We start from the raw sequence: 24,429 nt of genomic DNA, 5'->3' as shown, positions 1-24,429 counted from the left end.
GATCGAACAACGCATTCTGGCCATCGGCCTGGCTGTCCTCGCCTTGGCCGGCTGTGCCAATGACCCCGCTCCCGTGGAGCAGCTCCGCCTCACCGAACAGGCCGTGGCCCAGGCCCGGGCCGTGGGTGCCAACAGCGAGCAGCTTCCCGAAATGAAGCAGGCGGAAGAAAAGCTCGCCCTGGCGCAGAAGAACATGGGGGAGCAGGACTACAAGCGCGCCCGCGTCCTCGCCGAACAGGCCGAGCTGGATGCGCGCCTGGCCGAATCCAAGGTGCTGACCGCTAAGAGCAAGGCCCAGCTCGCTGACATCACTGCCCGCATCAACCGCCTGCGCAAGCAACTGGGGGAACTGCAATGAGCCCTCGTATCGCCCTCGCTGGCCTGTTGCTGGGTCTCGGCCTGCTCGCCGGTTGCGCCAACCCGCAGCGTGCCGAAGACAGCCTCGACGCCGCCCGCATCCAGTTCCAGAAGGTCAAGGAAGATCCGGACGTGCTGCGCAGCGCACCGAAGGACGTGATCCGCGCCGGTGAATCCCTGGCCCGCGCCGAGCGCCTGTCCAACTACCTGGGCAACGACCAGGACGTCGAGCACTACGCCTACCTCAGTGAGCGCTACAGCGAGATCGCCAGCCAGCACAGCGAGCTCAACCTCAACCAGGAGCGCGCCGCCAAGCTGCAAGTCGACCAGGAGCGCCTGCAACTGGCCCTGCGCGAGGCCAAGCTGCTCAGCGCCCAGCAACAGGGCGACTGGATGGAAGAGCAGATGGTCGCCTTGGCCGCCACCGAAACCGACCGTGGCCTGGTGATGACCCTGGGCGACGTGCTCTTCGACACCGGCCGTGCCGAGCTCAAGGCCTCGGCCAACCGCACCGTGCTCAAGCTGGTGCAGTTCCTCCAGATCAACCCGCGTCGCGTGGTGCGCATCGAGGGTTACACCGACAGCAGCGGTGTTCGCGAAGAGAACCTCGCCCTGTCCCGTGACCGCGCGCAGGCGGTGGCGGATGTCCTGAGCGACCTCGGCATCGACGCCAAGCGCATGGAAGTGGTCGGCTACGGTGAAGCCTTCCCGGTGGCCGAGAACGCCTCGTCCCATGGCCGGGCGCAGAACCGTCGCGTCGAGATCGTGTTCTCCGACGAGAAGGGCAAGCTCGGCGCCCCCCGCTGATCCCCGCTGTTCCAGGAACCCCGGCGGCTTTGGCTCCCGGGGTTTTTTATTGCCCGTACAGCTGCACCCAGTAGAGGAGTCACGGCGGACTGAAGCGATACAGTCACTGGCGAAAGCGCACTGTATGGCCCACAATTTCCTGTGCTGTACCGGTGCAATTCGTTACTGCTCCGGTACTGTTTCGGTCCAGTGAACCAGGTGCCGCCGCCATGACCAATCTGTTGCTCTATCAACGCATCGCCCAGCAACTGGCCGAAGACATCCGCCGTGGTGTCTACCAGCCTGGCGAGCGCGTGCCCTCGGTACGCAAGATGAGCTCGCAGCTCAATGTCAGCCATGCCACGGTGCTGCAGGCCTACGCCAACCTGGAGGATCAGGGGCTGATCCGCGCGCGCCCACAGTCCGGCTTCTACGTGCACCAGACCCCGGCACTGACCGCTTCCACCCCGGATATCGCCCGGGTCGAGCGGCCGGGCCTGGTCACCCGCGCCAGCATCATCAACCAGGTGCTCACCGAATCCCGCCGTGAAGGCGTGTTCCCCCTGGGCGCCGCCGTGCCCCATGTGGACTACCTCCCGGTCCGTGCGCTGCATCAGCAACTGGCCAAGGTCACCCGCTTCCACAGCCCGCGCGCCTTCAGCTACATGTTCAGCCCCGGATTCGAACCGCTGCGCCGCCAGGTGGCGATCCGCATGCGCGACGCCGGCGTGGTGGTCAACCCCACCGACGTGGTCATCACCCATGGCTGCGTGGATGCGCTGCAGATGAGCCTGCGCGTGCTGACCCGCCCCGGCGACCTGATCGCCGCCGAGTCGCCCACCTATTACGGCCTGCTGCAATTGGCGGACCTGCTCGGCCTCAAGGTCATCGAGATCCCCAGCGACCCCACCACCGGCATCAGCCTGGAGGCCCTGCAACTGGCCGCCAACCAGTGGCCGATCAAGGCGCTGGTGCTCACCTCGCGCCTCAGCAACCCCCTGGGCGGCACCATTCCCGAGGAGCGCCAGAAGCAGCTGCTGCGCCTGGCGTCGGACTTCGACATCCAGATCATCGAAGACGATATCTACGGCGAACTGATGTTCGAGCAGGGCCCCTCCAAGGCACTCAAGGCCCACGACCGCGAAGGGCGCGTGGTGTACTGCTCCAGCTTCTCCAAGACGCTGTCCCCGGGCGTGCGTATCGGCTGGATCATCGCCGGCAAGTACCAGGAGGAAATCCAGCGCCTGCAAACCTTCAGCACCCACTCCGCGTGCAGCGTCACCCAGATGGGCGTCGCCGCCTACCTGGAGAACGGCGGCTACGACCGGCACCTGCGCTACATCCGCCAGGAGTACCGCAAGAACCTCACCGCCTTCCAGCTGGGGGTGCAGCAGTACTTCCCCGAAGGCACGCAGATGAGCCGGCCCAACGGCGGCTTCATCCTGTGGATCAGCCTGCCGGCCAAGGTCAACACCAAGGACCTGCACGTCCGCGCGCTGCAGCAGGGCATCAGCATCGCGCCGGGGCTGATCTTCAGTAACACCGAGCAGTTCAACCACTGCGTGCGGCTCAACTGCGGCATCCCGTGGAACCGCGAGGCGGAGCGCGCCATCATGACCCTCGGCATGCTCGCCAAGCAGCTGTGCCAGGAGGCCGGTAGCTACTTCTGATGCCGGCCGGCCCCGGGCTGAAGCCGGGGCTACATCGATCGGCGATGCCCTGATTGTGGGAGCGGGTTCAACCGCGATGGCCTGGCACGGCGATCATCGCGAGTGAATTCGCTCCCAGGGGCCACGCCCCGCCCCGAAATAATTTCATCACCCTTTAACCCGACCTGATCGCCGCCCCCGTCTACTGGTGCGTATGGACATTCCGTCCCCAGGAGACCCGCCATGACCACCCCCGCCGCACTGCTCCGCCAACCCCTCGCCGCCGGTTTCGCCGCAGGCCTGCTGCTCGCCCTGGCCGCCTGCCAGGGGCATGAATCCGGCACCACGCCCGGTGCGAGCGAGACCAAGGCCAAGGTCGAAACCGAAGCTGAAGTCACTGGCTCGCTGAGCGCCAACGCCGATGACGCGCGCCTGCAGGAGCTGGCCAAGCCCGCCGCCGAGCCGAACGCCGCCTATGCCCCCGCTGCGGTAGCCAAGCGCTCGGCCCCCATCGCGGTGGCGGGGTCGATGGTCATGCCCGTGGCCCCCGCGCCCATGAGCGACGCCCTGGCCGCCGGCTACCGCGACGAGGGCCGCGAGCAGTACGCGCACCTGGCCGACAACCCCATCCATGCCGTGGCCAGCGACCCGGTCTCCACCTTCAGCATCGACGTCGACACCGGCGGCTACGCCAACGTCCGTCGCTTCCTCAACGACGGGCAACTGCCGCCCAAGGACGCGGTGCGCCTGGAAGAGCTGGTCAACTACTTCCCCTACGCCTACCCGCTGCCCCAGGGCGACGTGCCCTTCGGCATCGGCACCGAGCTGGCGCGTTCGCCCTGGAACCCCGAGGCGCGCCTGCTGCGCATCGCCATCAAGGCGTCCGACACCCAGGTCGAGCAGCTGCCGCCGGCCAACCTGGTGTTCCTCGTGGACGTCTCCGGCTCCATGGACCGCCGCGACGGCCTGCCCATGGTCCAGGGCACCCTCAAGCTGCTGGTGGACCAGCTGCGCGCCGAAGACCGCGTCTCCCTGGTCACCTACGCCGGCGAGGCCCGCGTAGTGCTCGAATCCACCCCCGGCAGCGACAAGGCGAAGATCCGTGCCGCCATCGACCAGCTCGCCGCCGGCGGCTCCACGGCGGGCGAGTCCGGCATCCAGATGGCCTATGCCGAAGCGCAGAAGGGCCTGCTGAAGAACGGCATCAACCGCATCCTGCTGGCCACCGACGGTGACTTCAACGTCGGCATCAGCGACTTCGAAAGCCTCAAGCAACTGGCCGCCGAGAAGCGCAAGGGCGGGGTCTCGCTGACCACCCTGGGCTTCGGCACCGACAACTACAACGAACAGCTGATGGAGCAACTGGCCGATGCCGGCGACGGCAACTACGCCTACATCGACAGCCTGCGCGAGGCGCGCAAGGTGCTGGTGGACCAGCTCAGCTCGACCCTCAAGGTGGTGGCCAAGGACGTCAAGCTGCAGGTCGAGTTCAACCCCGCCCAGGTCAGCGAATACCGCCTGCTGGGCTACGAGAACCGCGCCCTCAAGCGCGAAGACTTCAGCAACGACAAGGTCGATGCCGGCGAGATCGGCGCGGGCCACACCGTCACCGCGCTCTACGAGATCGTCCCGGTCGTCGGCAAGGGCTGGCTGGAGCCGCTGCGCTACCAGCAGGCGCAGAAGGCCGATGGCAAATCTTCCGAGCTGGCCTGGCTGCGCATCCGCTACAAGGCGCCGGGCAGCGAGCAGAGCAAGCTGCTGGAGCGCCCCATCGCCGCCAGTGACGTGCCGGCCCTGAAGGACGCCAGCGAAGACCTGCGCTTCGCCACGGCAGTGGCCGCCTTCGCCCAGCAGCTCAAGGGTGGGCAATACACCGGCAGCTTCTCCCTCGCCGACAGCGCCACGCTGGCCCGAGGCGCCAAGGGTGAAGACCGCTTCGGCCTGCGCGGGGAGTTCGTGCAACTGGTCGAACTCGCACAAAGTCTGCAAAATCCAACTCCTTCACAGGCACGGATCGAGTGACTTGAGCGAATCCATCACGGATGACGACGCCGCCCTGCTGCGGCGCTACCGACTCGGCGATGCCGAGGCCTTTGGCGTGCTCTACGCACGCCATCGCCTCGGCCTCTACCGTTTTCTCTGCGGGCTGTGCGGCGACGCCAGCCTGGCCGAGGAGATCTTCCAGGAAACCTGGCTGAACCTGATCCGCAGCGCCACCGAGCAGCGCGAGCAGGTGGCCTTCAAGACCTGGCTCTACCAGATCGCCCGCAACCGCCTGATCGACCACTGGCGCAAGCACGGGCGGCTGAACGGGCGTGTCGAGGAATTCGACGAGCAGGCCCATGGCGACGCCCTGCCTGGCAGCAGCGAAGACCCGGCGGAGCAGCTCAGCCTCAGCCGTGACCGCCAGCGCCTGCAGGCCGCCCTGGAAGAGCTGCCCGGCGAGCAGCGCGAGGTGTTCCTGCTGCGCGCCCATGGCGACCTCGAAGTGCACGAGATCGCCGAGATGACCCGCACGCCTGCCGAGACGGTGAAGAGCCGCCTGCGCTACGCGATGCAGAAGCTACGTCGGTTGCTGGCCGATCCGGCCGCCACCGAGGAGGTATCCACATGAACCAGGACCCACGCAAGCCGGAAGGGTTGGAGCAGCAGATGCTCGCCCACTTCCGTGCCCATGAAGGGGGCGAGCCGTCCGCCGAGCTGGATGCGCGCATCCTCGCCGCGGCGCGTGCCGCCGTGCGTCCCGCCACGCCGAGCCTGGCCGAGCGCCTGCACGCCTGGCTGTTCGGCCCGGGTGGTCGCCAGCGCTGGTCCGTGGCTTTCGCCGGCCTGGCCTGCCTGGGCATCGGTGTCAGCCTCACCTGGCGCAACCTCGACCGCCCTGACCTCGACTACGGCAACAGCGCCCCGGCACCGGCGGCGATGATGATGCCGGCGCCCATAGTGCCCGCCGCGCCCGCTGCTGCACCGATCGCCCGCTCCAGCGTCGCGGCCGGCGACACCGCCGTGGCCGGGAGCATGGAGAGTGCCCCGGAGCCCTCCATCCAGGCCTACGCCGCTCCGGCGCAGGCCGAGGCACCGCAGATGGCCCGCGAGGCGAAGAAGATGGCGGCCTCGCGCCTGGCTGAAGACGCCGAGCGCCAGGCTCCGGTGGATGCCCTGTCCGACCAGGCCGAAGTGCGCGAGCAGGCCGTCGAAACCATGAAGGCCGAAGCCTCCGCCCTGGCCGCCAAGCCGCGCATGGCACCGGGCAAGGCCAAGGAAGCCACCCTGGTGGAGCAACTCGAAGCGCTGCTGCAACTGCGCGAGAAGGGCGATACCCAGGCCGCCGACGCGCTGCTGGCGCGCCTGCGTGAAGCCAACCCGCAACTGGATATCGAGGCCGAGCTGGCTCGGCTCGGGAAACGCCGCTGATCCGGCCCCGGCGGTGTTGAACCGCCGGGGCCGCGAGCGGCGCAAGGAGCGCGCGATTGTCCATCCCATCCACCGAGCCTGACGACAAGGGCTTCGGCCGCCTGCTGCTGGAGCTGTTGGTGCAGCTGGCGCTGACCCTCCTGCCCATCGTCATCTGCGCCTGTCGTTGTCGGCAGCCCTGGTGGCGCTGTTCGCTCTGGTCGTGGGCCTCGCCGCGCGCCTGGGCCGCATGACCCTGGCGCGGCGCCTCAACCCGCAGCTGTCCTGCGCCATGATCGGCCTGGGCATTGGCGTCGGTCGCGCGCTACCCGGCTACTGGGGCATCTTCGCCGGCATAGTCGCGGTGTTCTGCGGCCTCGCCGCGCTGGCCGCCTGGGAGCGCCGCCTGGGTATCGCCGAGCCCGCGCCTGCGCCGGGGGCCAACGCCTGGGGCAGCGATGGCCCGCTGCTGACGCCCGAGGGCCAGCCGGTGCACAGCTTTAACTGGAGCGAAATCGCCATGGGCGGGCCCGCCTTCTGCGACCACCTGCTGCCCGACGGCGTGGTGCTGGAGGGGCTGGGCAGCTCGCTGTGCTTCTCCAGTGACGGCCGTTACCTTGCCGCACCCATCCCCTCGCGAGGCGAATGGGGCCTGGTGATCTTCGACCGCCAGCTGCGCCGCTTGTACCAGTGCGCCAACGGCCAGCAGTTCTGGGAGCTGGATGCCTTCGATGGCGAGGTGCTGCGCGGCCGCTACAGCCCGCTGGTGGCCAACCAGGCCCGTGAGGTGCGTCTCGATGAGCTGTTGGCCAGCGCCCAGAGCGAAGACTTCGTCGCGCTCGGCGACCTCTGGCTCAGCCCGGCCTGGGTCGAGCGCCTGCCCGTCCCCCGCGAGTTTCCTGCTCCCGCCGACGCGCACCGCCTGCGGGGCTTGCCGTACCTGCCGGCCAGCCTGCGTGAACTGGACAACCCGCTCGCCCCCCTGGCCAACCCCGCCTGCGAGCTGTGGCTCGATGACCAGCCCAGCGGCCTGCTGCTGGCGGACGGCGAAGCGGTGATCTGGCGCGACGATGGCCGTGCCCTGGTGTGCCGTGCGCGCCCGACCGCCGAGCTGGAACGGGGCTGGAGCAACGACTGCTGGTTGTGGGAAGAGGGGGGCGGCTGGCGTCAGTTGGAGGAGCCCTGGCAGGCCCTGGAGGGCGAGCCGCGCCTCAACCTGGGCGCACCGCTGCGTATCGACGGGCGGCAGCTGTGGCGCGCCGCCTATCTCGACTTCGCCGGCACCGACCATCTTGGCTTCGGTTACGGCCTCTACAGCATCCACAGCGACAGCGAGACCCTGGCCGGCCTCGACGAGCAGGGCCGTGCCCTGGCCGGCGAGCACCGGCTGACGCAACTCAGCCTCGGCGTATCGCTGGACGGCGCGGGGCGCACTGGCGCCAGCCTGAAGCTGCAGGCCCTGGCCAATGGCGTGGAGCCCCACCTGGACTGGTTGCGCGACGGCGCGGACGGCCGCCAGGGCGCTTTCGTTTGCCGCATCGGTGACTGGCTGCTCGACGGTGAATGGTGCCTGGACCACCGCGTTTCCGATTGCGGGCGTTACCTGGCCCTGGTGGCGTTCGCCGAGGCTCCGGCCGTGCCCCATCGCCTGGTGGTGGCGGATATCCGCGAGCGCCGCCTGCGGGTGCTGGAGCAACCCTTGCTGATCGCCCGGCTGCATGACTTCCACGAGGGTGTCGTCAGCCTCGCCCATGTCCTCGGGCGCCTGCCCGAAGGGCACGAATCCGGCCCCCTGCAGCGCTTCACCGAGGCGGCCCCGGACGCACAGCGGGCCGCCACCTTCATGGCCGCTGGTGGCGAGCGCCTCTATTACGAGGTGGCGCGGGTGGTGGTCGACCCCGACGCGCTGCGCCCGTTGCCGGCCTGGCGCCTGGCCGAGTGCCCGCCGGTTGCCAACGCGCAGGGGGATTTCGTCCTGCCTGCGCCAGGCGGCGGGGATGCCGCCTGGCTGTTCGGCTGTGAAAGCCGCTTCGCCGACAGCTACCTGCGTGAGCAGGAGCCCCGCCTGGGCGGTTGCCTGCTCACGGCATCCGGCTGCGCGATCGCCGACCTGGGCCCGGCGATGATCTGGTCGGCCGATGGCCTCTACCTGGCGCTGACCCGCTTCGGCGAGTTCCACGATCCACGGGCCGGCAGCTATCCGCTCTGGCACCTGCTGGTGCTGGATACCCACGAACACCGCCTGCACCGCTGCGCCGATCCCATCGGTCTTATGCCGCGCTTCGAAGGCTTCGATGCCGAGGGCCTGCGCATGCGCGTCCATGCCTATGCCTACGAAGTGGAGGGCGACGACGGCGAGCCGCGTCGTTTCAGCCTCGATGAACTGCTGGCGCTGCGAGCGGAACCCTTGCGGCACCAAGGGCCGCTCTGGCTGTCCGAGGCGGAGCAGGAGCGCTTCGGCCTCTGGCTGCAACAGGACACAAGACACCTCGACCCCTGGAGAACCCCATGACCGACAGCCCCACTGCGATCCTCTCGCTGTTCACCACCATCGGCCTGTTGCCACTGGTGGTGGTCTGGCTGCTGGGCTGCGCCCTGGCCGCCCGCTACTGGCGCGCCCAGCCCCGCGCCGCCGGCCTGTGCCTGGCCAGCATGCTGATCCTGCTGGTGTGGCAGGGCATGACCATCGCCCTGCATGCGCTGATCCCGATCCTGGCCTTCGATATCTGGCCCGACGCGGAGCCCATGTACTTCTACGCCGCCATCAACCTGCTCGGCAGTCTGATCCACACCCTGGCCTTCGGCCTGCTGATCTGGGCGGTCTTTACCGGTCGGGAAGGGGTGTAAAGCTTTGGCAAGTTCCCGGTTTCGGGGTTGCCAGGGCGGGAGTGAGGGGCGAGCATGGCCCTTCATGCCTTGCCTTGCACACTGCCCATGACCCGTTTCCCATTCGCTTTATTGCTGTTCCTCGGCCTGCTCGCCGGCTGTGAGCAGGAAGCGCCGCCCCCGCAGAAGCCCCCCGCCAGCCCGCCACCGGTGACCCAGGCCGAGAAGCCGGCGCCGGCCGCCCCAGCCAAGGAGGCACCAGCGGCCAAGCCCGCCAGTGAGGCCCCCAAGGTGGCGAGCGAAACGCCCAAGCCCACCGCCAAGCCCGAACAGAAGCCCGCAGCCAAACCAGAAGCCAAGGCGGAAACCAAGCCGAAGGCGGACGCCAAGCCCGTTGCCAAGGCGGCCCAGCCGGCCACCAGCCCCGCCGGCAATGCACGCAAGCCGGAAAAGACCGAACTGCCCAAGGCCAAGCTCGACCTGCGCCTGCCCAAGCACCTGGTGGACAAACTCGAGCCCGAGATCGTGGAAGAGCGCAAGGCCGAAGAGCCCTTGCTGCCGCCGATGTTCACCGAGAAGGCGCCCACCGAAGGCCCCTTCCAGCTCAACGGCAAGCTGCTCACCAACGAGAAGGAAGACGACTACTGGCGCTCGGTGGAAGGGGCGGAGCTGCAGTTCGAGTTCAAGCAGTAACGGGGTTACCGCACTCGCCGGGTACTCCGCCGGTGGATGGAAAGAGCGCCATCCACCCTACACACCGGTTGGCACCGTGGTTCGGGTTGGGCGCGGTGCCGTAGGTTGGCGCCGAGCGCAGCGAGGCCCAACGCAGGCATGTCCGCTCTCGCGGCGGGCTCTCCCTGTGGGAGCGGCTTCAGCCGCGAAAGACTCGCCGCCGGCACAGGGCGGCGAGTCGCCGGGTATTCCATCGCGAATGAATTGGCTCTGTCTGCGTTAGCTGTTGTGGTTTTAATGCAGGCGCTCAAGCACGGTGCTTTCCGGGCACCGAAGTATTTCTGCCACCTCCACCGCATGGGTTTCGCTTCGCTCTACACCATCCTACAAAAGCCGCCGCTACGTGCACGTTGAATTGGTGCGCACACCAATGKGTTTCGCTTCGCTCTACACCATCCTACAAAAGCCGCCGCTACGTGCACGTTGAATTGGTGCGCACACCAATGTGTGGATTTGAGCGAAGAAAGTTGGAGCAGCCGCCAACGCCCCTCCAGGAGGCCGAACGCAGTCGTTGCGCCGGGGGAGGTTTCTTTTGGGGGCGACTGCCAAAAGAGACTCGCCCGGGGGGGCGAAACCAGAAACATCACCAGAGCTCGGCAATCAGCTGGACTCAAATCCTCTAGCAACACTTAACGCAGACAGAGCCGTTGATTTCGCCGGCACAAATGAAAAGACCCGGCGCTAGGGCCGGGTCTTTCCGTGGAGCTGGAGCGGGTCTCAGGCAGCGTAGTTCTTGGCTACGAAGTCCCAGTTGACCAGGTTCCAGAACGCCTCGACGTACTTCGGACGCAGGTTGCGGTAGTCGATGTAGTAGGCGTGTTCCCAGACGTCGCAGGTCAGCAGCGGGGTGTCGCCGCTGGTCAGCGGGCAGCCGGCACCGATGGTGCTGGCCAGGGCCAGGGAGCCGTCGGCCTTCTTCACCAGCCAGCCCCAGCCGGAGCCGAAGGTGCCGATGGAAGTCTTGCTGAACTCTTCCTTGAACTTGTCGAAGGAACCGAAGGCCGCGTTGATGGCGTCAGCCAGGGCGCCGGTGGGCTGGCCACCGCCGTTGGGGCTCAGGCAGTTCCAGTAGAAGGTGTGGTTCCACACCTGGGCTGCGTTGTTGAAGATGCCGCCCGAGGAGGTCTTGACGATCTCTTCCAGGCTCTTGCCTTCGAATTCGGTGCCCGGAACCAGATTGTTCAGGTTCACGACGTAGGTGTTGTGGTGCTTGTCGTGGTGGAATTCCAGGGTCTCGGCGGAAATGTGCGGCTCGAGGGCGTTCTTCTCGTACGGCAGCGGCGGCAATTCAAAAGCCATGTCTATCTCCTTCATCAGGTCTGGATTTGTGCGCGGGGCGCGAGGCCGTTCACGGGCGGCCGGTGGGCGGCTGCGAGTTTGTACTCTTTTTTCGCCGCGAAGCCCGGATCATAGCATCGGCCCTGCGGCATAACCACGCAGCAAACGTGTGGAAATCCCGGCGCCAGGGCCTTTGAACCGTGCGCGAAGGGTTCGACAAGGGGTGCTCAGAGACCGTTCAGCAATTGTGCCGCCATGGCGAACATCATCACTGCCACGGCCAGGTCCAGAAGGCGCCAGGTGGCCGGGCGCGCCAGCCAGGGCGCCAACCAGGCGGCGCCGATCGCCAGGGCGAAGAACCAGATCAGCGACGCGCTCGCAGCGCCCAGGGCGTAAGCCCCGGGCACCGGTTGCTGAGCGCCGAGGGAGCCGATCAGCAGCACCGTGTCCAGGTACACGTGGGGGTTGAGCAGGGTCACCGCCAGGGCCGCTAGCAGCACCGCCTTGCGTGAGCGCGGGCCGGTGTTGGCGGCCTGGTCCATGGTCTGCGGGCGCAGCGCGCGGAGCAGGGCCTTGGCTCCGTACCAGCTGAGGAAGACGATGCCGCCCCAGCGGGCGATGGCCAGCAGCGTCGGGTTCTGCGCCAGCAGCGTCGCCAGGCCGAAGACCCCGGCGCACACCAGCACCGCGTCGCACAGCACGCAGAGCGCGGCCACCGGCAGGTGGTGCTCGCGGCGCAGGCTCTGGGCCAGGATGAAGGCGTTCTGCGCGCCGATGGCGATGATCAGCCCCGCCGCCACCAGCATCCCGTTGAGGTAGCTCTGCCACATGGCTCAGGCCTCCCCGGCGCTGGCGGCCAGGGCGCGCAGGGTGGAGAGGGCGCGTTCGGCGTCGTCGCGGGCGACGAACAGGTGATCGTGGTAGTAGCCGGCGATGACGTTGCAACTGATGTTCGCCTGGGCCAGGGCGCCGGCGAAGGCTGCGGTAAGGCCCACGGCCGCCAGGGAGGAATGCACCTCCAGGGTGATCCAGGCGGCTACGTAGTCGTAAGCCAGGGCCAGGCGGTCGGCGTCCTCGCGGCGCAGGATGACGGTCAGCCCCTCGCGTTCGCGGAAGCTGCCCAGGGTTTCGCTCCCCTGCAGCGCGGTGGCGTCGGCCAGGGTGCAGAACACGTAGTCGCCCGGGTTCAGTTCGGGGGACATGCTGCGGATCAGCAGCGCGAGGGAGGTTTCGCCAGCCATGGGGGCGGTCCTGTGCGGAGGGGAGATGTGGCGAGTCTGGGGTGCGGGCGTGTATAAGAAAAACAAATCATGCTGATCCCCTATTAGGAAAATCGATTTGTTCGACTACAAGTTGCTGGCCGCCCTCGCGGCGGTGGTGGAGCAGGGCGGCTTCGAACGTGCGGCGCAGGTGCTCGGTCTGTCGCAATCGGCGGTGTCCCAGCGCATCAAGCTGCTGGAAGCGCGGGTCGGCCAGCCGGTACTGGTGCGCGCCGCGCCGCCCACGCCCACGGATGTCGGCACCCGCCTGCTCAACCATGTGCAACAGGTGCGCCTGCTGGAGCGCGACCTGCAGGCCCAGGTGCCGGCCCTGGACGAAGGCGGCCCCCGCGAGCGCCTGCGCATCGCCCTCAATGCCGACACCCTGGCCACCTGGTGGGCGCGGGCGGTGGGCGACTTCTGCTCACGCCACGACGTGTTGATGGATCTGGTGGTGGAGGATCAGGACGTGGGCCTCAAGCGCATGCGCGCCGGCGAGGTGGCGGGCTGCGTGTGCGGCGCCGAGCGCCCGGTGGCCGGCGCCCGCAGCATCCCCCTGGGCGCCATGCGCTACCGCGCCCTGGCCAGCCCGGCCTTCATCGCCCGGCATTTCTCCGGGGGCGTGACGCCGGCGGCGCTGGCCCGCTCGCCCTCCATCGTCTACGGCCCGGACGACCTGCTGCAGCACCGCTATATGGAATCCCTGGGGATCGCTGGCAGCTTCCCCCATCACCTTTGCCCCTCGTCCGAGGGCTTCGTGCGCCTCACCGAAGGCGGCCTCGGCTGGGGCCTGGTGCCCGAGCACCAGGTCCAGAGCCAACTGGCGCGGGGCGAGTTGCTGGAGCTGATCCCCGACCGCCCCATCGACGTGCCGCTCTACTGGCACCACTGGCGCCATGGCGGCGAGCTGCTCGGCCAGCTCACCGAGCACCTGGCCCGTGCCGCTGACCGCTGGCTGGTGCAGGACTGAATCAGGCGATACGGATCGCCCCGCTGCCCGGCAGCCGCTCCACGCAGCGCTCGCCGAACAGCCGCGACGGCGTGCCGTAGCCGCCGGGGCCGTCATGGGCCAACAGGTGATTCACGGCGAGCAGCACGCCGTGAACGGTCACCTCGTAGCCGTTGGCAGTCTCCAGATGAGCAGTGCGCACCTCGCCGGCGGCGTTGCGCGCTTCGCCCCAGACCCAGGTGCGCAGCCGCTCGCGGGTCGCCTGATCAGGGCCGCGCACGCGCTTGTCCACCTGGGCCTTGAGCCACTTCTGCGCCGCCGCCCCGCCCAGCAGGCCGCGCAGGGGATGGATCAGGCGCATGCCCAGGGCCGCCGCCGGTGGCGCCGGTAGGTACACCTCGATGTTGGGGATGCCGGTGGAGTAGTAGGCGGTGGCGACATCGCCCCAGGGGATGGTCACGGCGTTCTTCGCGCCACGGCCGAAGTCGATGCGGCGCTGGCGGTAGCCCAGGGGCACGCCCACCCGTTCGCCATCGCGGCGCACCTGGCCACCCAGGCGCAGGCCCTCTACCGAGGTCTTGGCGGTGCCCGGCGACAGGCCGCTGCCGGTGTCGAAGCCCAGGGCCAGGTGGCTGGCATCCGGCAGCGCCTGCTTCAGGCAGGCGGCCACGCAATCGGTGGGAATCACGTCGAAGCCCACGCCGGGGCAGACCACCCGGCCGGCCTTGCGGGCCAGCAGGTCATAGGCGCGGGCCTGTTCGAACACGGCGATCTCGCCGGTGATGTCCACGTAGTGACAGCCGCTGGCCAGGCAGGCTTCGATCATCGGCGCGCTGGTGGCGGAGAAGGGGCCGGCGCAGTGGGCTACCACGCTGACCCCGGCCAGTGCCGCGCGGCTCGCCGCCGGGTCGGCCAGGTCGAAGGAGCGGGCGGGCAGCGACAGCTCGTCGGCGATGCGCTGCACCTCCTTCGCGTTACGCCCGGCCAGTATGGGCGTCAGGCCCTGACGCACCGCTTCGGCGGCCACCAACTGGCCGGTGTAGCCATTGGCGCCGTAGATCATCCAGGTTGTTTCACCCATGCCGCGTCTCCCTCGTTGTCGTGGCCGACAAGACTAGCCGGGTCCGCGCCACGTGATGCCGGACCAAGGTTGGGCGTCTTGGCTTTCAAGGTCGGGCGGCTGGCTCGCGACGCCACGGCGCCATCCGGCGCACGCTGCTAGAGTCGCAGGCACAACGAGAACAGGGGATAGGCAATGAAGATTCTGGTAACCGGGGCGAGCGGCTTCATCGGGGGGCGCTTTGCCCGCTTCGCGCTGGAGCAGGGCATGTCGGTGCGCATCAACGGCCGGCGCCCGGAAGCCGTGGAGCACCTGGTCAAGCGTGGCGCCGAGTTCGTCCAGGGCGACCTGGCCGACCCCGACCTGGCCCGCGAGCTCTGCCGTGACGTCGAGGCCGTGGTGCATTGCGCCGGTGCGGTGGGTGTCTGGGGCAGCTACCCGCACTTCTACCAGGCCAACGTCGAGGTCACCGAGAACATCGTCGAAGCCTGCCTCAAGCAGAAGGTGCGCCGCCTGGTGCACCTGTCCTCACCCTCCATCTACTTCGACGGGCGCTCCCACGTGGGCATCCGCGAGGAGCAGGTGCCCAAGCGCTTCTCCGATCACTACGGCGCCACCAAGTACCTGGCCGAGCAGAAGGTCTTCGCCGCCGAGGAGTTCGGCCTGGAAGTGATCGCCTTCCGCCCGCGCTTCGTCACCGGTGCCGGCGACACCAGCATCTTCCCGCGGCTCATCGCCATGCAGCGCAAGGGTCGCCTGGCAATCATCGGCAACGGCCTGAACAAGGTGGACTTCACCAGCGTGCACAACCTCAACGAGGTCCTACTCAGCGGCCTTCTGGCGGCGGGCCCGGCGCTGGGCAAGGTGTACAACATCAGCAACGGCCAGCCGGTGCCGCTGTGGGACGTGGTCAACTACGTGCTGCGCCGCCTCGACCTGCCACCGGTGACCCGGCACATGCCCTTCGGCCTGGCCTACGGCGCGGCCGCCCTCAACGAGACGGTCTGCAAGGTGCTGCCCGGGCGCCCGGAGCCTTCGCTGTTCCGCCTCGGCGTGGCGGTGATGGCGCGGGACTTCTCCCTCGACATCAGCCGTGCGCGGCACTACCTGGAATACGAGCCCACGACCAGCGTCTGGTCGGCACTGGACGAGTTCTGCACCTGGTGGAAGGCCCAGCAGCCCTGAGGCGCGGTTCAGCCGCGCAGCGGGCCGGCGTATTGGGTGTACTTGCGGATCAGCTCTTCCTCGCTCAGCACCTTCTGCACGCGGATGCCGGTGAGTTCGCTGAGGCGTTCGCCCAGGCTGATGATGTTCGCCTGCCGGGAATCGGCGCAGGCCTTGAGCATCGACTGGATGGCGTCGGGCTGGCTGAGACGGATATCCAGGGCCTGCTCGTCGCGAATCTGCCGACGCAGGGTTTGCATGCAGTCCAGTACGGCTTTGGTCAGTTCCACGCGTAATCCCCCCATGAATCAGAAGAGAGCTCCGTCCCTGTCTTCCCCGACCGGCGGAGCGTCGGGCCCCTACTGCATGGGCCCGCCTGGTTGAAGTGCCCCCAAGACACCTCACTGCAGTGATAGCAAAGTGCGTACCAGTTCACGCCCCCAGGAACCCTGGGGCCTGCAGCGGGTCGATCGACCGTGCGTCGCCCCGCGGCAGTGCGGATTCGCACCAGCTTGGCGCGACGCTGATGCCGCCCCAACGAAGCGGTATACTCGCGCACTTGTGGCCAGCCACGGCCCTTAGCGCTCTCTTCCGAAGGTCTACCATGCGTAACGATGCTCTCGATGAACTGGACGATGTTCCCAGCCTGACTACCGATGCCCGGGATCGCGACGAGTACGGCCAGCAGGTCCATGCCCACCATGCTCAACCGGCCCGTGCGGCCAGCTACGGCCATGCAGCGGCGGTCAAGGTGCCCAGCACCGGCCCGCTGTGGGCCCTGATCGGCGCGCTGCTGATCGCCTTCTGCGGTCTCGGCTGGTGGAGCTTCCAGCAGATCTCCCTGATGGAGCAGCAACTGGTCGCCACCCAGGAAAGCTTCGCCCGCATCAGCGAGGAAGCCGCCGGTCGCATCCAGGACATCAGCGGCAAGGTGGTCGCCACCGAATCCAACGTCACCAGCGGCAGCGAATCCCTCAAGCTCGAACTCAAGCAGCTGCAGGCCAAGGTCGCCGAGATGGGCAAGCAGCAGCAGAGCCTCAATACCCAGGTCGGCGGGCAGGGCAAGCGCGTCGACCAGCTCGCCGCCGACATCAAGGCCCAGGAAGGCGCCGCCGGCCAGCTCGATGGTCGCCTCAAGGGCCTGGCCGACGAACAGGGCAAGCTCAAGGCCGCCCAGGGTGATTCCTCCAAGGTCGACGAGCGCCTCAAGGCCCTCTCCGCTGAAATCGACGCGCTGAAGAAGCAGGGCAACCCCAACCAGGCGATCAAGAGCCTGGAGCAGGACCTGCTGGTGCTACGCAGCGAACTCGACAACCGCCCGGCCCCGGCGCAGAACGCGGGTGGCAACACCGCCGAGTTCGACGCCTTCCGCGCGCAGATGACCCGCAACATCAGCACCCTGCAAAGCCAGGTGCAGAACCTGCAGCAGCAGATCAACGCCCGCTGATCCGTGCTGTAGCGAAAAGCCCCGCTCCGCCAGGACCGGGGTTTTTTTGTGCCCAGACGGATCGCAATGCCGCCGGGGGCACCTTGCTCTTCATGCCATCGCGCTCCGTTCTCACCGGCAAAGGTGGTGATGGGTTTCGCTGCGCTCTACGCCATCCTACGGCTCGTGTTGGCCGGCGGCGCTTGCGTTTGGCTCAACCTCTGGGCTGACCGGGATGTAGGGTGGATGACGCTCTTTTCATCCACCAAGCGATGCTGCCGGGAGCACCCTGTGGACCGGATGCACCCCGGCGTTTGCTGGTGGGCTGAAGCGGAACGCCGCCCGGCCCGCCCTACATCGCCCCCGCATGGGTTTGTGGGGCCTGTAGGTCGGGTGCAACCCGACGTTTGCGGCGCACGATTCTCGCGGGTTGCACCCGCCCTACGGATTTGCACCTGTAGGGGCGAATTCATTCGCCCGCTCTTAATACACAGCCACGAAAAAGCCCCGGCTTTATGGGCCGGGGCTTTGCTTTATCGCCAGCGTTGTCGCTTACAGGCGCGGGTAGTCGATGTAGCCGACCGGGCCCTTGCCGTAGAAGGTTTCCGGGTGCGGCTCGTTCAACGGGGCGTCCTGCTCCAGGCGGGCCGGCAGGTCGGGGTTGGCGATGAAGGGGATGCCGAAGGCCACCGCATCGGCCTTGCCTTCCGCCAGCCAGGCGTTGGCCTGCTCCTTGGTGAAGCGTTCGTTGGCGATGAACACGCCGCCGAAGGCTTCCTTCAGGCTCGGGGTCAGGCTGTCGTCGGCGACCTTCTCACGAGCGCAGATGAAGGCCACGCCACGCTTGCCCAGTTCGCGGGCCACGTAGCCGAAGGTCTCGGCGCGGTTGGAGTCGCCCATGTCATGGGAGTCGGCGCGCGGTGCCAGGTGCACGCCCACGCGGCCGGCGCCCCAGACCTTGATCAGCTCATCGGTCACCTCCAGCAGCAGGCGTGCGCGGTTCTCCAGGGAGCCGCCGTAGATATCGCTGCGCTTGTTGGTGCTGTCCTGCAGGAACTGGTCGATCAGGTAGCCGTTGGCGGCGTGCAGTTCCACGCCGTCGAAACCGGCGGCCTGGGCGTTCTCGGCGCCCACGCGGTAGGCCTCGATGATGTCGCCGATCTCTTCGGTCTCCAAGGCGCGGGGCACCGGGTAGTCACGCAGTGGGCGCAGCAGGCTGACATGGCCCTTGGCGGCGATGGCGCTCGGCGCCACCGGGGTTTCGCCGTCCAGGTAGCTGGGGTCGGAGATGCGGCCCACGTGCCACAGCTGCAGGACGATCTTGCCGCCGTTGGCGTGCACGGCCTTGGTGATGTTGCTCCAGCCCTTGACCTGCTCGTCGCTCCAGATGCCGGGGGTGTCGGGGTAGCCGACGCCCAGCGGGGTCACGGAGGTGGCCTCGCTGATGATCAGGCCGGCGGAGGCGCGCTGGGTGTAGTACTCGGCCATCAGCGCGTTGGGCACGCGGCCTTCGTCGGCGCGGCAGCGGGTCAGCGGGGCCATGATGATGCGGTTGGCGAGTTCCAGTTCGCCGATCTTGATGGGATCGAAAAGCGTTGCCATGGGATACACCTCGGATTAGTCGAGAGCGGTTTCCAGCTCGGGTTTGCGTTGACTGAAGGTAAGGACGGTCGCGACCAGGGCGAGAATCGCCAGCACGGCTGCGGCCAGGGGGACGCGGGTCAGGCCCAGGCCCTGGTCGATGACCAGGCCGCCGACCCAGGCGCCGAGGGCGTTGCCCACGTTGAAGGCGCCGATGTTCAGGGTGGAGACCAGGTTCGGCGCACCGGCACCGAAGGCCACCACGTTGACTTGCAGGGCGGGCACGGCGGCGAAGGCGGCCGTGGCCCAGAGGAACAGGGTGATCTCGGTGGGGATCAGCGCAGCGCTGGTCCAGCTCAGGACGGTGGAGGCGATGGCCAGGGCGACGAACACACCCATCAGCGTCTGCGCCAGCTTCCAGTCCGCCAGGCGGCCGCCGATGACGTTGCCCAGGGTCAGGCCCAGGCCGATCAGCAGCAGGCTCAGGGTCACGCCACGGGGCGAGACGCCGGTGACTTCGCCCAGCAGCGGCGCCACGTAGGTGAAGATGCAGAACACCGCGGCGGAGAACAGCACGGTGGTGGACAGCGCCAGCCACAGCCCCGCGCCATTGAGCGCGGCCAGTTCGCGGCGCATGTCGGCCTTCTCTTCGTCATGGCGGTTGGGCAGCACGCGCCACAGGCCGATCAGCGCAGCGACGCCGATCAGGGTCACCGCCCAGAAGGTCGAGCGCCAGCCGGCGGCCTGGCCCAGCGCGGTGCCCAGGGGCACGCCGAGCACGTTGGCCAGGGTCAGCCCGGTGAACATCAGCGCCACGGCCGAGGCCTTGCGGTTCTCCGGCACCAGGCTGGCGGCGACCACCGAACCGATACCGAAGAAGGCACCGTGGCAGAGGGCGGTGACCACCCGTGCCAGCATCAGCAGCTCGTAGTTGGCGGCCACCGCGCAGAGCAGGTTGCCGAGGATGAAGATGCCCATCAGTGCCAGCAGCGCGGCCTTGCGGGGGAAGCGGGCGGTGGCCATGGCCATGAACGGGGCGCCCACGGCCACGCCCAGGGCGTAGCCGGTGACCAGCCAGCCGGCGCCGGGAATCGACACGCCGAGGTCGGCGGCGACGTCGGGCAGCAGGCCCATGATCACGAATTCCGTGGTGCCGATGGCAAACGCGGACAAAGCGAGGACGAGAAGCGAAGTCGGCATTGGCCTGCTCCTGGAAGATTGTGGGTGGTGGCAGGTAGTCGAAGGCCTAGAGCTGGTCGCTCATCTGGCGAAGGAATTCACTGATTACGGCTTCATTACGTTTGAAGAAGTTCCACTGCCCGACCTTGCGGCTGGTGACCAGTCCGGCGCGTTGCAGGGTCGCCAGGTGCACCGAAACGGTGGACTGCGAAAGCCCCGTGCGCTGGTCGAACTTGCCGGCGCAGACGCCGATCTCGAAGGGGTGGTCCTGCTCGACGAAATGCTTGTGCGGGTCTTTCAGCCACTGCAGCATCTCGCGCCGCACCGGGTGGGCGAGGGCCTTGATGATTTCGTCGATGTCGATGGGCGTGGTCATTGCTTCGGGGTTCCGGGTGAAGCCATATCGGGAATGGACGAACTATATATCGGCTAAAAACGATACAGGATCGTTTGTGCCGATAGTCTTCATCACGCCGGCTGATGGAAGCGCCCTCGGCTAGAGGCGTAAGCTTGGCTAATGAATTACCTCGCCCACCTGCACCTCGGCGGTGACCAGCCCGCCCAACTGCTCGGCAGCCTCTACGGCGATTTCGTCAAGGGGCCGCTGGACGGGCGCTGGCCGGCGGACATCGAGGCCGGCATCCGCCTGCACCGGCGCATCGACGTGTTCACCGACGCCCACCCGCTCACCGCCGAGGCCAAGGCGCTGTTCCCGGCCTCGCGCCGCCGCGTCGCCAGCATCCTCCTCGACCTGTTCTTCGACCACTGCCTGGCGCGGGACTGGCGGCGCTATGCCGAGGTGCCGCTACCGGCCTTCACCGGCCAGGTCTACCGGGTGCTGGCCGAGGAGCCGGCGCTGCCCGAGCGGCTGGCCTTCATCGCCCCGCGCATGGCCGCCCAGGACTGGCTCGGCAGCTACCAAGACTTCGCGATCATCGAGCAGGTGCTGGCCGGCATGTCGCGACGCTTTTCCCGGCCCGGCCTGCTGGATGGCGCCTATGAGGAGATCGAACAGCTGTACCAGCCACTCAGCGAGACCTTCCGTCGTTTCTACCCCGAGCTGCAGGGCTTCGCCCGCGAGGCATCCCGCCCGGCTTGACCTGCATCAAGCGCTGCAACCCCGTACCGGCGTGCAATATCAGTAGCTAACTGGTTACGGAGGTGCCCCATGAAATCCCTGCTGCTGGCGACCGACCTGTCCTCGCGCTCCGAGCGTGCCCTGCTGCGCGCCGCGAGCCTGGTGCGGCAGTTCGATTGCCCCTGGTTCATCCTCCATGTGGTGGACAGCGACCAGCCGCAGCTGCGCGTCGAGCTGGAGGTGGAGCAGATCTGCCGGTACCTCGAGGCGCGCCGCGATGAGTTCACCGAGCTGGCCGGCCGTGCCCCGGAAATCTGGGTGGAGACCGGTGACCCGGCGCCGCGCATCGCCGAATGCGCGCGCTGGGGCGATATCGACCTGTTGGTGATGGGGGTTCACCGACGCAACGCCCTGCGCGACGTCTTCGTCGGCACCACCCTGGAGCGCGTGGTGCGCACCTGCGAGAAACCGGTGCTGGTGGTCAACCGCGAGCCCGAGTCCTCCTACCGCGACCTGGTGCTGGCCCTTGACCTCTCGCCCACCTCGGCCCGTGCCGTGCGTGCGGCCAAGGCGCTGGGCCTGATGGATGGCGCGCGTTGCCGGGCGGTGCACGCCTACGAACCCTTCGCCAGGGTGATGCTGATGAACGCCGGCATCACCACCCCGATGCTCGACGATCACCTCTCCAGCGAAGAGCGCAATGCGCGGCTCAACCTGGCCGGCTTCCTCGAAGAACAGGGCCTGCTGGGCGTGGTGGGGGAGCAACGGGTGGAAGAGGGGCTGCCGATGACCATCCTGCGGCGGGTCATGGCCGACTCGCCGCCGGACCTGCTGGTGCTGGGCACTCGGGGCATGGGCGGGATCAAGCGGGTGCTGATCGGCAGCGTCGCCGATGCGGCGCTGCGCGAGTTCGAGTGCGACATCCTCGCCGTCCCGCCGATGCGGGACTGAGGCTCAGGCCGCCAGCTCCTCGGCGGCCTCTTCACCGAACAGCACCGTCTGGATCGCGCGGTGGGCCTGGCGGCTCAACAGCGTGCGGCTCAGGTCGGCACTGGGGATGGGCTGCAGCAGGTGGATCTCCACCTCGGCCACCTCGCTGCCCAACAGGCGCAGCAGGTGCGAAAGCAGGTCGTCGTCGCCGATGAAGGGCGCGATCTCGTCACGCTGGCCGTTGCGCAGGTAACGGATCGCCACCGGCTGCACCGCCACGCCGGTCTCGCAGGCGCTGGTCAGCAGGCGGCTGTGGAAGGTGCGCAGCAGGCTGCCGTCGGTGGTGGTGCCTTCGGGGAAGATCGCCAGTTGCCGGCCCAGCCCCAGGTGGCGGGCGAGCTGCTGGCCCACCAGGTTGCTGTCGCCCGCGCCACGGCGGATGAACAGCGTGCCGGCCTTGTGCGCCAGCCAGCCGGCGATGGGCCAGGCGCGCACTTCGGCCTTGGACAGGAACGACAGCGGCGCGAGCATGCCCAGCAGCGGGATATCGGTCCAGGACACATGGTTGGACACCCACAGCATCGGCTGGCGCGGTACGTCGCCCGTCACCTTCACGCGGAAGGGCAGGGCACCGGCCAGGCGGGCGAGGAACCAGCGGGTCAGGCGCTGGCGCCGCACCATGATGTCGCGGCCGCGGAACATGCGTTCCAGCACCACCACCCAGCACGCCAGCAGCAGGCCGAGGCCCACCACCGCCAGCAGGCGGGCGATGCGCAGGTACAGGCGCAGTTTGCTCATGCCGTCGCCTCTGCTCAGACCGCCGCCTTGAAGTGACGGGCGTAGCGCGGGCACAGCTCGTCGCGCTTGAGCAGGATGAACACGTCGGCGACCTGGAAGTCCTGGTCCCAGCAGGGTTCGCCGCAGATCTTCGCGCCCAGGCGCATGTAGGCCTTGAGCAGTGGCGGCATCTCGGCGATGACGTTGCCGGGCAGCTCCAGCGCCGGCAGCGGGGTGCGCGGTTCGGCGCGCAGGTGCTCGGTGCACAGGTAGCGCTCGCGCAGGCGCTGCATGATGGCCTGGGCCTGGATGCCGCCGTCCTGCATGGGGATGCTGGCGCAGCCCATCAGGTAGCGGTAGCCGCCTTCGTTGAGCACTTCGGCCAGTTCGCTCCAGAGCACGGCGATGGTGCCGCCGTTGCGGTAGGCCGGGTCGACGCAGGTGCGGCCGATCTCCAGCACCGGGCCCTGCAGCTCGCCGAGGCCCACCAGCTGGAATTCTTCTTCGCTGTAGAAGCGGCCGATATCGTTGGCGGCGCGGTGGTCCAGCAGGCGGGTGGTGGCCACCAGGCAATCGCTGTCCAGGTCGCGCACGCCGATGTGCATGCAGTGCGGGTCGTAGTCGTCCATGTCGAGGCCGAACTCGGCGCCCTTGAGCTTGGCATCGAACTCCGCGCTGAACACGCGGTAGCGCAGGGCCTGGGCTTCACGCAGGGCGGCGACGCCGGTCAGGCGCTCGGCCTGCAGGCGACGTGGGCTTTTTTCGCCGCGGGCGGCGTTGTCGCGGGTCATTGCGATCTGGGTCATGAATAAAGCCTCCGTTAGCCGGCTAGATCCCGGTTGCAGCCGGTCGATCTTGTTGTGCAAAGTCAGGCTAGGGAGACCCGGTGTCACCACCATGACGTTTCCGTGATGCTTGAATGACAGCGACCAAAGGAGCCTGAAATGACCTGGCAACGCCTGCTGGAGATCAACGACCGCCTGCCCGCAGCCCCCATGGAGGACTGGTACGGCGCGCTTCTGGAACGCCTGGGCGAGGCCTCGCCCTTCGAACTGGCGGTGCTCGGCGGCCGGCTCGCGGCGACCCCGGGGCTGGCTTTCCTCGCCGGCTACCAGGGGGCCCTGCGCCTGCTTTGGCCTTCTGCGCCGCAAAGCCTCGGCGCCTTGTGCGTGACCGAAAGTCGCAGCACCCGCCCGGCTGACATGCACACCCGCCTGGCCGGCCTGAGCCTGTCCGGGCGCAAGGATTTCGTCACCGCCGCCGATGCCGCCGACTGGCTGCTGGTGGCCGCCCGCGAGGAGGCCGAGGGCCAGCCGCCGCGCCTGGCCCTGGTGGTGGTGCGCAATGGCGCCCCGGGCGTGCGCATCGAGACCCTGCCGTCGCTGCCGCTGATGCCGGACATCCCCCACGCCCGCCTGCACCTGGATGCCGCCCACTGCGAGCGCCTGGCCGGCGATGGCTGGGACGCCTACGTGAAGCCCTTCCGCAGCATCGAAGACCTGCACGTGCTCGCCGCCATGGGCGGCTGGCTGCTCGGCGTCGGCCGTGACAGCGGCTGGCCGGAGCCCCTGCAACTGCGCCTGCTGGGGCTGCTCGGCAGCGCCGCCGAGGTCTCCCGGCTGTGCGCCACCAGCCCGACGATGCACCTGATGCTGGCCGGCCTGTTCGCCCAGTTCGACGGCCTGCGCCCCGAGCTGGAAAGCGCCCTCGCCAACGGCCCGCAGGCATGGGCCTCGCTGTGGCAACGGGACCAGGGCGTGCTCAGCCTCGCCGTCGGCCCCCGCGCCAAACGCCTGGAAAAAGCCCGCGCCAGCCTCGGCCTGGGCTGAACCGCAGAACTCCGTAGGTTGGGCTTGTTTCGTAGGATGGGTAGAGCTACGCGAAACCCATCATCGGGGGCCCGGCCGGACCTCTGGAAGGAAATCGAGGCTGGCCGGGGCACGGGACCCCGTAGGTTGGGCTGAGGCACGAAGCCCAACACCGCGCGGCCGACCATTGCACCGTT

26 protein-coding genes are annotated in these 24,429 nt (G+C 68.1%); 16 read left to right on the top strand and 10 right to left on the bottom strand.

The window, feature by feature from the left end:
- Position 1: 1 nt before the first annotated feature.
- The 10 genes from RTW82_RS24175 (at position 2) to RTW82_RS24130 (ending at position 9,704) form a co-directional block, all read left to right on the top strand.
- Positions 2-358, top strand: coding sequence for a DUF4398 domain-containing protein (locus RTW82_RS24175; protein ID WP_374981886.1), 357 nt, complete (start codon positions 2-4; stop codon positions 356-358).
- Positions 355-1,164: an OmpA family protein gene (locus RTW82_RS24170; protein ID WP_316926689.1), complete on the top strand. Its 810-nt coding sequence runs from the start codon at positions 355-357 to the stop codon at positions 1,162-1,164. Before RTW82_RS24175 ends, RTW82_RS24170 begins: the two co-directional genes overlap by 4 nt.
- A gap of 209 nt (positions 1,165-1,373) precedes the next feature.
- Entirely contained in the window at positions 1,374-2,813 is a 1,440-nt protein-coding gene (locus RTW82_RS24165) for a PLP-dependent aminotransferase family protein (RefSeq protein WP_021217585.1), read from the top strand.
- 222 nt (positions 2,814-3,035) lie between these two features.
- The gene (locus tag RTW82_RS24160; protein ID WP_316926688.1) at positions 3,036-4,814 is read left to right on the top strand and encodes a VWA domain-containing protein; all 1,779 of its coding nucleotides are present in this window, start codon (positions 3,036-3,038) and stop codon (positions 4,812-4,814) included.
- Position 4,815: 1 nt separating this feature from the next.
- Entirely contained in the window at positions 4,816-5,406 is a 591-nt protein-coding gene (locus tag RTW82_RS24155) for an RNA polymerase sigma factor (protein ID WP_316926687.1), read from the top strand.
- Positions 5,403-6,206 carry a hypothetical protein gene (locus RTW82_RS24150; protein ID WP_316926686.1) on the top strand — a complete coding sequence of 268 codons (804 nt, stop codon included), beginning with the start codon at positions 5,403-5,405 and terminating at the stop codon, positions 6,204-6,206. The genes RTW82_RS24155 and RTW82_RS24150 overlap by 4 nt, the downstream gene beginning before the upstream one ends.
- A gap of 56 nt (positions 6,207-6,262) precedes the next feature.
- A complete protein-coding gene (locus RTW82_RS24145) occupies positions 6,263-6,439 on the top strand; it encodes a hypothetical protein (RefSeq protein ID WP_316926685.1) in 177 nt (58 codons plus the stop codon).
- Positions 6,388-8,697: a hypothetical protein gene (locus tag RTW82_RS24140; protein ID WP_316926684.1), complete on the top strand. Its 2,310-nt coding sequence runs from the start codon at positions 6,388-6,390 to the stop codon at positions 8,695-8,697. Before RTW82_RS24145 ends, RTW82_RS24140 begins: the two co-directional genes overlap by 52 nt.
- Positions 8,694-9,032 carry a hypothetical protein gene (locus tag RTW82_RS24135; RefSeq protein ID WP_021217580.1) on the top strand — a complete coding sequence of 113 codons (339 nt, stop codon included), beginning with the start codon at positions 8,694-8,696 and terminating at the stop codon, positions 9,030-9,032. The genes RTW82_RS24140 and RTW82_RS24135 overlap by 4 nt, the downstream gene beginning before the upstream one ends.
- Positions 9,033-9,119: 87 nt before the next feature.
- On the top strand, positions 9,120-9,704 hold the full coding sequence (locus RTW82_RS24130) for a hypothetical protein (RefSeq protein ID WP_316926683.1): 585 nt from the start codon (positions 9,120-9,122) through the stop codon (positions 9,702-9,704).
- Between the two features lie 756 nt (positions 9,705-10,460).
- On the opposite strand, the gene sodB is transcribed toward RTW82_RS24130, so the two are convergent.
- The 3 genes from sodB to RTW82_RS24115 form a co-directional block, all read right to left on the bottom strand.
- Entirely contained in the window at positions 10,461-11,042 is a 582-nt protein-coding gene (gene sodB / locus RTW82_RS24125; RefSeq protein WP_111263062.1) for a superoxide dismutase [Fe], read from the bottom strand.
- 206 nt (positions 11,043-11,248) lie between these two features.
- Entirely contained in the window at positions 11,249-11,851 is a 603-nt protein-coding gene (locus RTW82_RS24120) for a LysE/ArgO family amino acid transporter (protein WP_316926682.1), read from the bottom strand.
- A 3-nt stretch (positions 11,852-11,854) separates the two neighbouring features.
- Positions 11,855-12,262 carry an ACT domain-containing protein gene (locus RTW82_RS24115; RefSeq protein ID WP_316926681.1) on the bottom strand — a complete coding sequence of 136 codons (408 nt, stop codon included), beginning with the start codon at positions 12,260-12,262 and terminating at the stop codon, positions 11,855-11,857.
- Between the two features lie 91 nt (positions 12,263-12,353).
- On the opposite strand from RTW82_RS24115, the gene RTW82_RS24110 reads away from it, so the two are divergent.
- Entirely contained in the window at positions 12,354-13,250 is an 897-nt protein-coding gene (locus RTW82_RS24110; protein ID WP_316926768.1) for a LysR family transcriptional regulator ArgP, read from the top strand.
- 1 nt (position 13,251) lies between these two features.
- On the opposite strand, the gene RTW82_RS24105 is transcribed toward RTW82_RS24110, so the two are convergent.
- Complete coding sequence (locus RTW82_RS24105) at positions 13,252-14,310, bottom strand: saccharopine dehydrogenase family protein (protein WP_316926680.1); 1,059 nt, start codon at positions 14,308-14,310, stop codon at positions 13,252-13,254.
- A 174-nt stretch (positions 14,311-14,484) separates the two neighbouring features.
- Between RTW82_RS24105 and RTW82_RS24100 the strand changes: the two genes are divergently transcribed.
- Positions 14,485-15,474: an NAD(P)-dependent oxidoreductase gene (locus RTW82_RS24100; RefSeq protein WP_316926679.1), complete on the top strand. Its 990-nt coding sequence runs from the start codon at positions 14,485-14,487 to the stop codon at positions 15,472-15,474.
- An 8-nt stretch (positions 15,475-15,482) separates the two neighbouring features.
- On the opposite strand, the gene RTW82_RS24095 is transcribed toward RTW82_RS24100, so the two are convergent.
- A complete protein-coding gene (locus RTW82_RS24095) occupies positions 15,483-15,743 on the bottom strand; it encodes a hypothetical protein (protein WP_021217930.1) in 261 nt (86 codons plus the stop codon).
- Positions 15,744-16,057: 314 nt separating this feature from the next.
- Between RTW82_RS24095 and RTW82_RS24090 the strand changes: the two genes are divergently transcribed.
- Positions 16,058-16,900, top strand: coding sequence for an ATPase (locus RTW82_RS24090; RefSeq protein ID WP_316926678.1), 843 nt, complete (start codon positions 16,058-16,060; stop codon positions 16,898-16,900).
- 531 nt (positions 16,901-17,431) lie between these two features.
- Here the strand turns inward: RTW82_RS24090 and RTW82_RS24085 are convergent.
- From RTW82_RS24085 to RTW82_RS24075, 3 genes are read right to left on the bottom strand one after another with little or no spacing between them, the layout of a single operon-like run.
- The gene (locus RTW82_RS24085) at positions 17,432-18,481 is read right to left on the bottom strand and encodes an alkene reductase (protein WP_316926677.1); all 1,050 of its coding nucleotides are present in this window, start codon (positions 18,479-18,481) and stop codon (positions 17,432-17,434) included.
- 15 nt (positions 18,482-18,496) lie between these two features.
- Positions 18,497-19,660, bottom strand: coding sequence for an MFS transporter (locus RTW82_RS24080; protein ID WP_184488740.1), 1,164 nt, complete (start codon positions 19,658-19,660; stop codon positions 18,497-18,499).
- 46 nt (positions 19,661-19,706) lie between these two features.
- Positions 19,707-20,015 (bottom strand): ArsR/SmtB family transcription factor, encoded by a 309-nt coding sequence (locus RTW82_RS24075; protein ID WP_021217560.1) that lies wholly within the window; start codon positions 20,013-20,015, stop codon positions 19,707-19,709.
- Positions 20,016-20,156: 141 nt separating this feature from the next.
- On the opposite strand from RTW82_RS24075, the gene RTW82_RS24070 reads away from it, so the two are divergent.
- Both RTW82_RS24070 and RTW82_RS24065 read left to right on the top strand, forming a co-directional pair.
- Positions 20,157-20,738 carry an ACP phosphodiesterase gene (locus tag RTW82_RS24070; protein ID WP_316926676.1) on the top strand — a complete coding sequence of 194 codons (582 nt, stop codon included), beginning with the start codon at positions 20,157-20,159 and terminating at the stop codon, positions 20,736-20,738.
- A 69-nt stretch (positions 20,739-20,807) separates the two neighbouring features.
- Positions 20,808-21,668, top strand: coding sequence for a universal stress protein (locus RTW82_RS24065; RefSeq protein ID WP_184488742.1), 861 nt, complete (start codon positions 20,808-20,810; stop codon positions 21,666-21,668).
- A gap of 3 nt (positions 21,669-21,671) precedes the next feature.
- Here the strand turns inward: RTW82_RS24065 and RTW82_RS24060 are convergent, their stop codons facing one another.
- Both RTW82_RS24060 and olsB read right to left on the bottom strand, forming a co-directional pair.
- The gene (locus RTW82_RS24060; protein WP_316926675.1) at positions 21,672-22,445 is read right to left on the bottom strand and encodes a lysophospholipid acyltransferase family protein; all 774 of its coding nucleotides are present in this window, start codon (positions 22,443-22,445) and stop codon (positions 21,672-21,674) included.
- A 14-nt stretch (positions 22,446-22,459) separates the two neighbouring features.
- Entirely contained in the window at positions 22,460-23,230 is a 771-nt protein-coding gene (gene olsB / locus RTW82_RS24055; RefSeq protein ID WP_021217564.1) for an L-ornithine N(alpha)-acyltransferase, read from the bottom strand.
- 138 nt (positions 23,231-23,368) lie between these two features.
- On the opposite strand from olsB, the gene RTW82_RS24050 reads away from it, so the two are divergent.
- The gene (locus tag RTW82_RS24050; RefSeq protein ID WP_316926674.1) at positions 23,369-24,253 is read left to right on the top strand and encodes an acyl-CoA dehydrogenase family protein; all 885 of its coding nucleotides are present in this window, start codon (positions 23,369-23,371) and stop codon (positions 24,251-24,253) included.
- The last annotated feature ends 176 nt before the right edge of the window (positions 24,254-24,429 follow it).

This window comes from Pseudomonas sp. zfem005 (assembly GCF_032621735.1).
Taxonomy (GTDB): Bacteria; Pseudomonadota; Gammaproteobacteria; order Pseudomonadales; family Pseudomonadaceae; genus Metapseudomonas; species Metapseudomonas solani.
The sequence above is the reverse complement of the archived record's forward strand: the minus strand, read 5'-3'. Positions and strand labels throughout refer to the sequence as shown.

Coding starts and splice junctions, on each gene's coding strand:
- RTW82_RS24170 (WP_316926689.1), top strand. CDS start 355: ATGAGCCCTCGTATCGCCCTCGCTGGCCTGTTGCTGGGTCTCGGCCTG.
- RTW82_RS24165 (WP_021217585.1), top strand. CDS start 1,374: ATGACCAATCTGTTGCTCTATCAACGCATCGCCCAGCAACTGGCCGAA.
- RTW82_RS24160 (WP_316926688.1), top strand. CDS start 3,036: ATGACCACCCCCGCCGCACTGCTCCGCCAACCCCTCGCCGCCGGTTTC.
- RTW82_RS24150 (WP_316926686.1), top strand. CDS start 5,403: ATGAACCAGGACCCACGCAAGCCGGAAGGGTTGGAGCAGCAGATGCTC.
- RTW82_RS24135 (WP_021217580.1), top strand. CDS start 8,694: ATGACCGACAGCCCCACTGCGATCCTCTCGCTGTTCACCACCATCGGC.
- RTW82_RS24130 (WP_316926683.1), top strand. CDS start 9,120: ATGACCCGTTTCCCATTCGCTTTATTGCTGTTCCTCGGCCTGCTCGCC.
- sodB (WP_111263062.1), bottom strand. CDS start 11,042: ATGGCTTTTGAATTGCCGCCGCTGCCGTACGAGAAGAACGCCCTCGAG.
- RTW82_RS24120 (WP_316926682.1), bottom strand. CDS start 11,851: ATGTGGCAGAGCTACCTCAACGGGATGCTGGTGGCGGCGGGGCTGATC.
- RTW82_RS24115 (WP_316926681.1), bottom strand. CDS start 12,262: ATGGCTGGCGAAACCTCCCTCGCGCTGCTGATCCGCAGCATGTCCCCC.
- RTW82_RS24105 (WP_316926680.1), bottom strand. CDS start 14,310: ATGGGTGAAACAACCTGGATGATCTACGGCGCCAATGGCTACACCGGC.
- RTW82_RS24100 (WP_316926679.1), top strand. CDS start 14,485: ATGAAGATTCTGGTAACCGGGGCGAGCGGCTTCATCGGGGGGCGCTTT.
- RTW82_RS24090 (WP_316926678.1), top strand. CDS start 16,058: ATGCGTAACGATGCTCTCGATGAACTGGACGATGTTCCCAGCCTGACT.
- RTW82_RS24085 (WP_316926677.1), bottom strand. CDS start 18,481: ATGGCAACGCTTTTCGATCCCATCAAGATCGGCGAACTGGAACTCGCC.
- RTW82_RS24080 (WP_184488740.1), bottom strand. CDS start 19,660: ATGCCGACTTCGCTTCTCGTCCTCGCTTTGTCCGCGTTTGCCATCGGC.
- RTW82_RS24075 (WP_021217560.1), bottom strand. CDS start 20,015: ATGACCACGCCCATCGACATCGACGAAATCATCAAGGCCCTCGCCCAC.
- RTW82_RS24070 (WP_316926676.1), top strand. CDS start 20,157: ATGAATTACCTCGCCCACCTGCACCTCGGCGGTGACCAGCCCGCCCAA.
- RTW82_RS24065 (WP_184488742.1), top strand. CDS start 20,808: ATGAAATCCCTGCTGCTGGCGACCGACCTGTCCTCGCGCTCCGAGCGT.
- RTW82_RS24060 (WP_316926675.1), bottom strand. CDS start 22,445: ATGAGCAAACTGCGCCTGTACCTGCGCATCGCCCGCCTGCTGGCGGTG.
- olsB (WP_021217564.1), bottom strand. CDS start 23,230: ATGACCCAGATCGCAATGACCCGCGACAACGCCGCCCGCGGCGAAAAA.
- RTW82_RS24050 (WP_316926674.1), top strand. CDS start 23,369: ATGACCTGGCAACGCCTGCTGGAGATCAACGACCGCCTGCCCGCAGCC.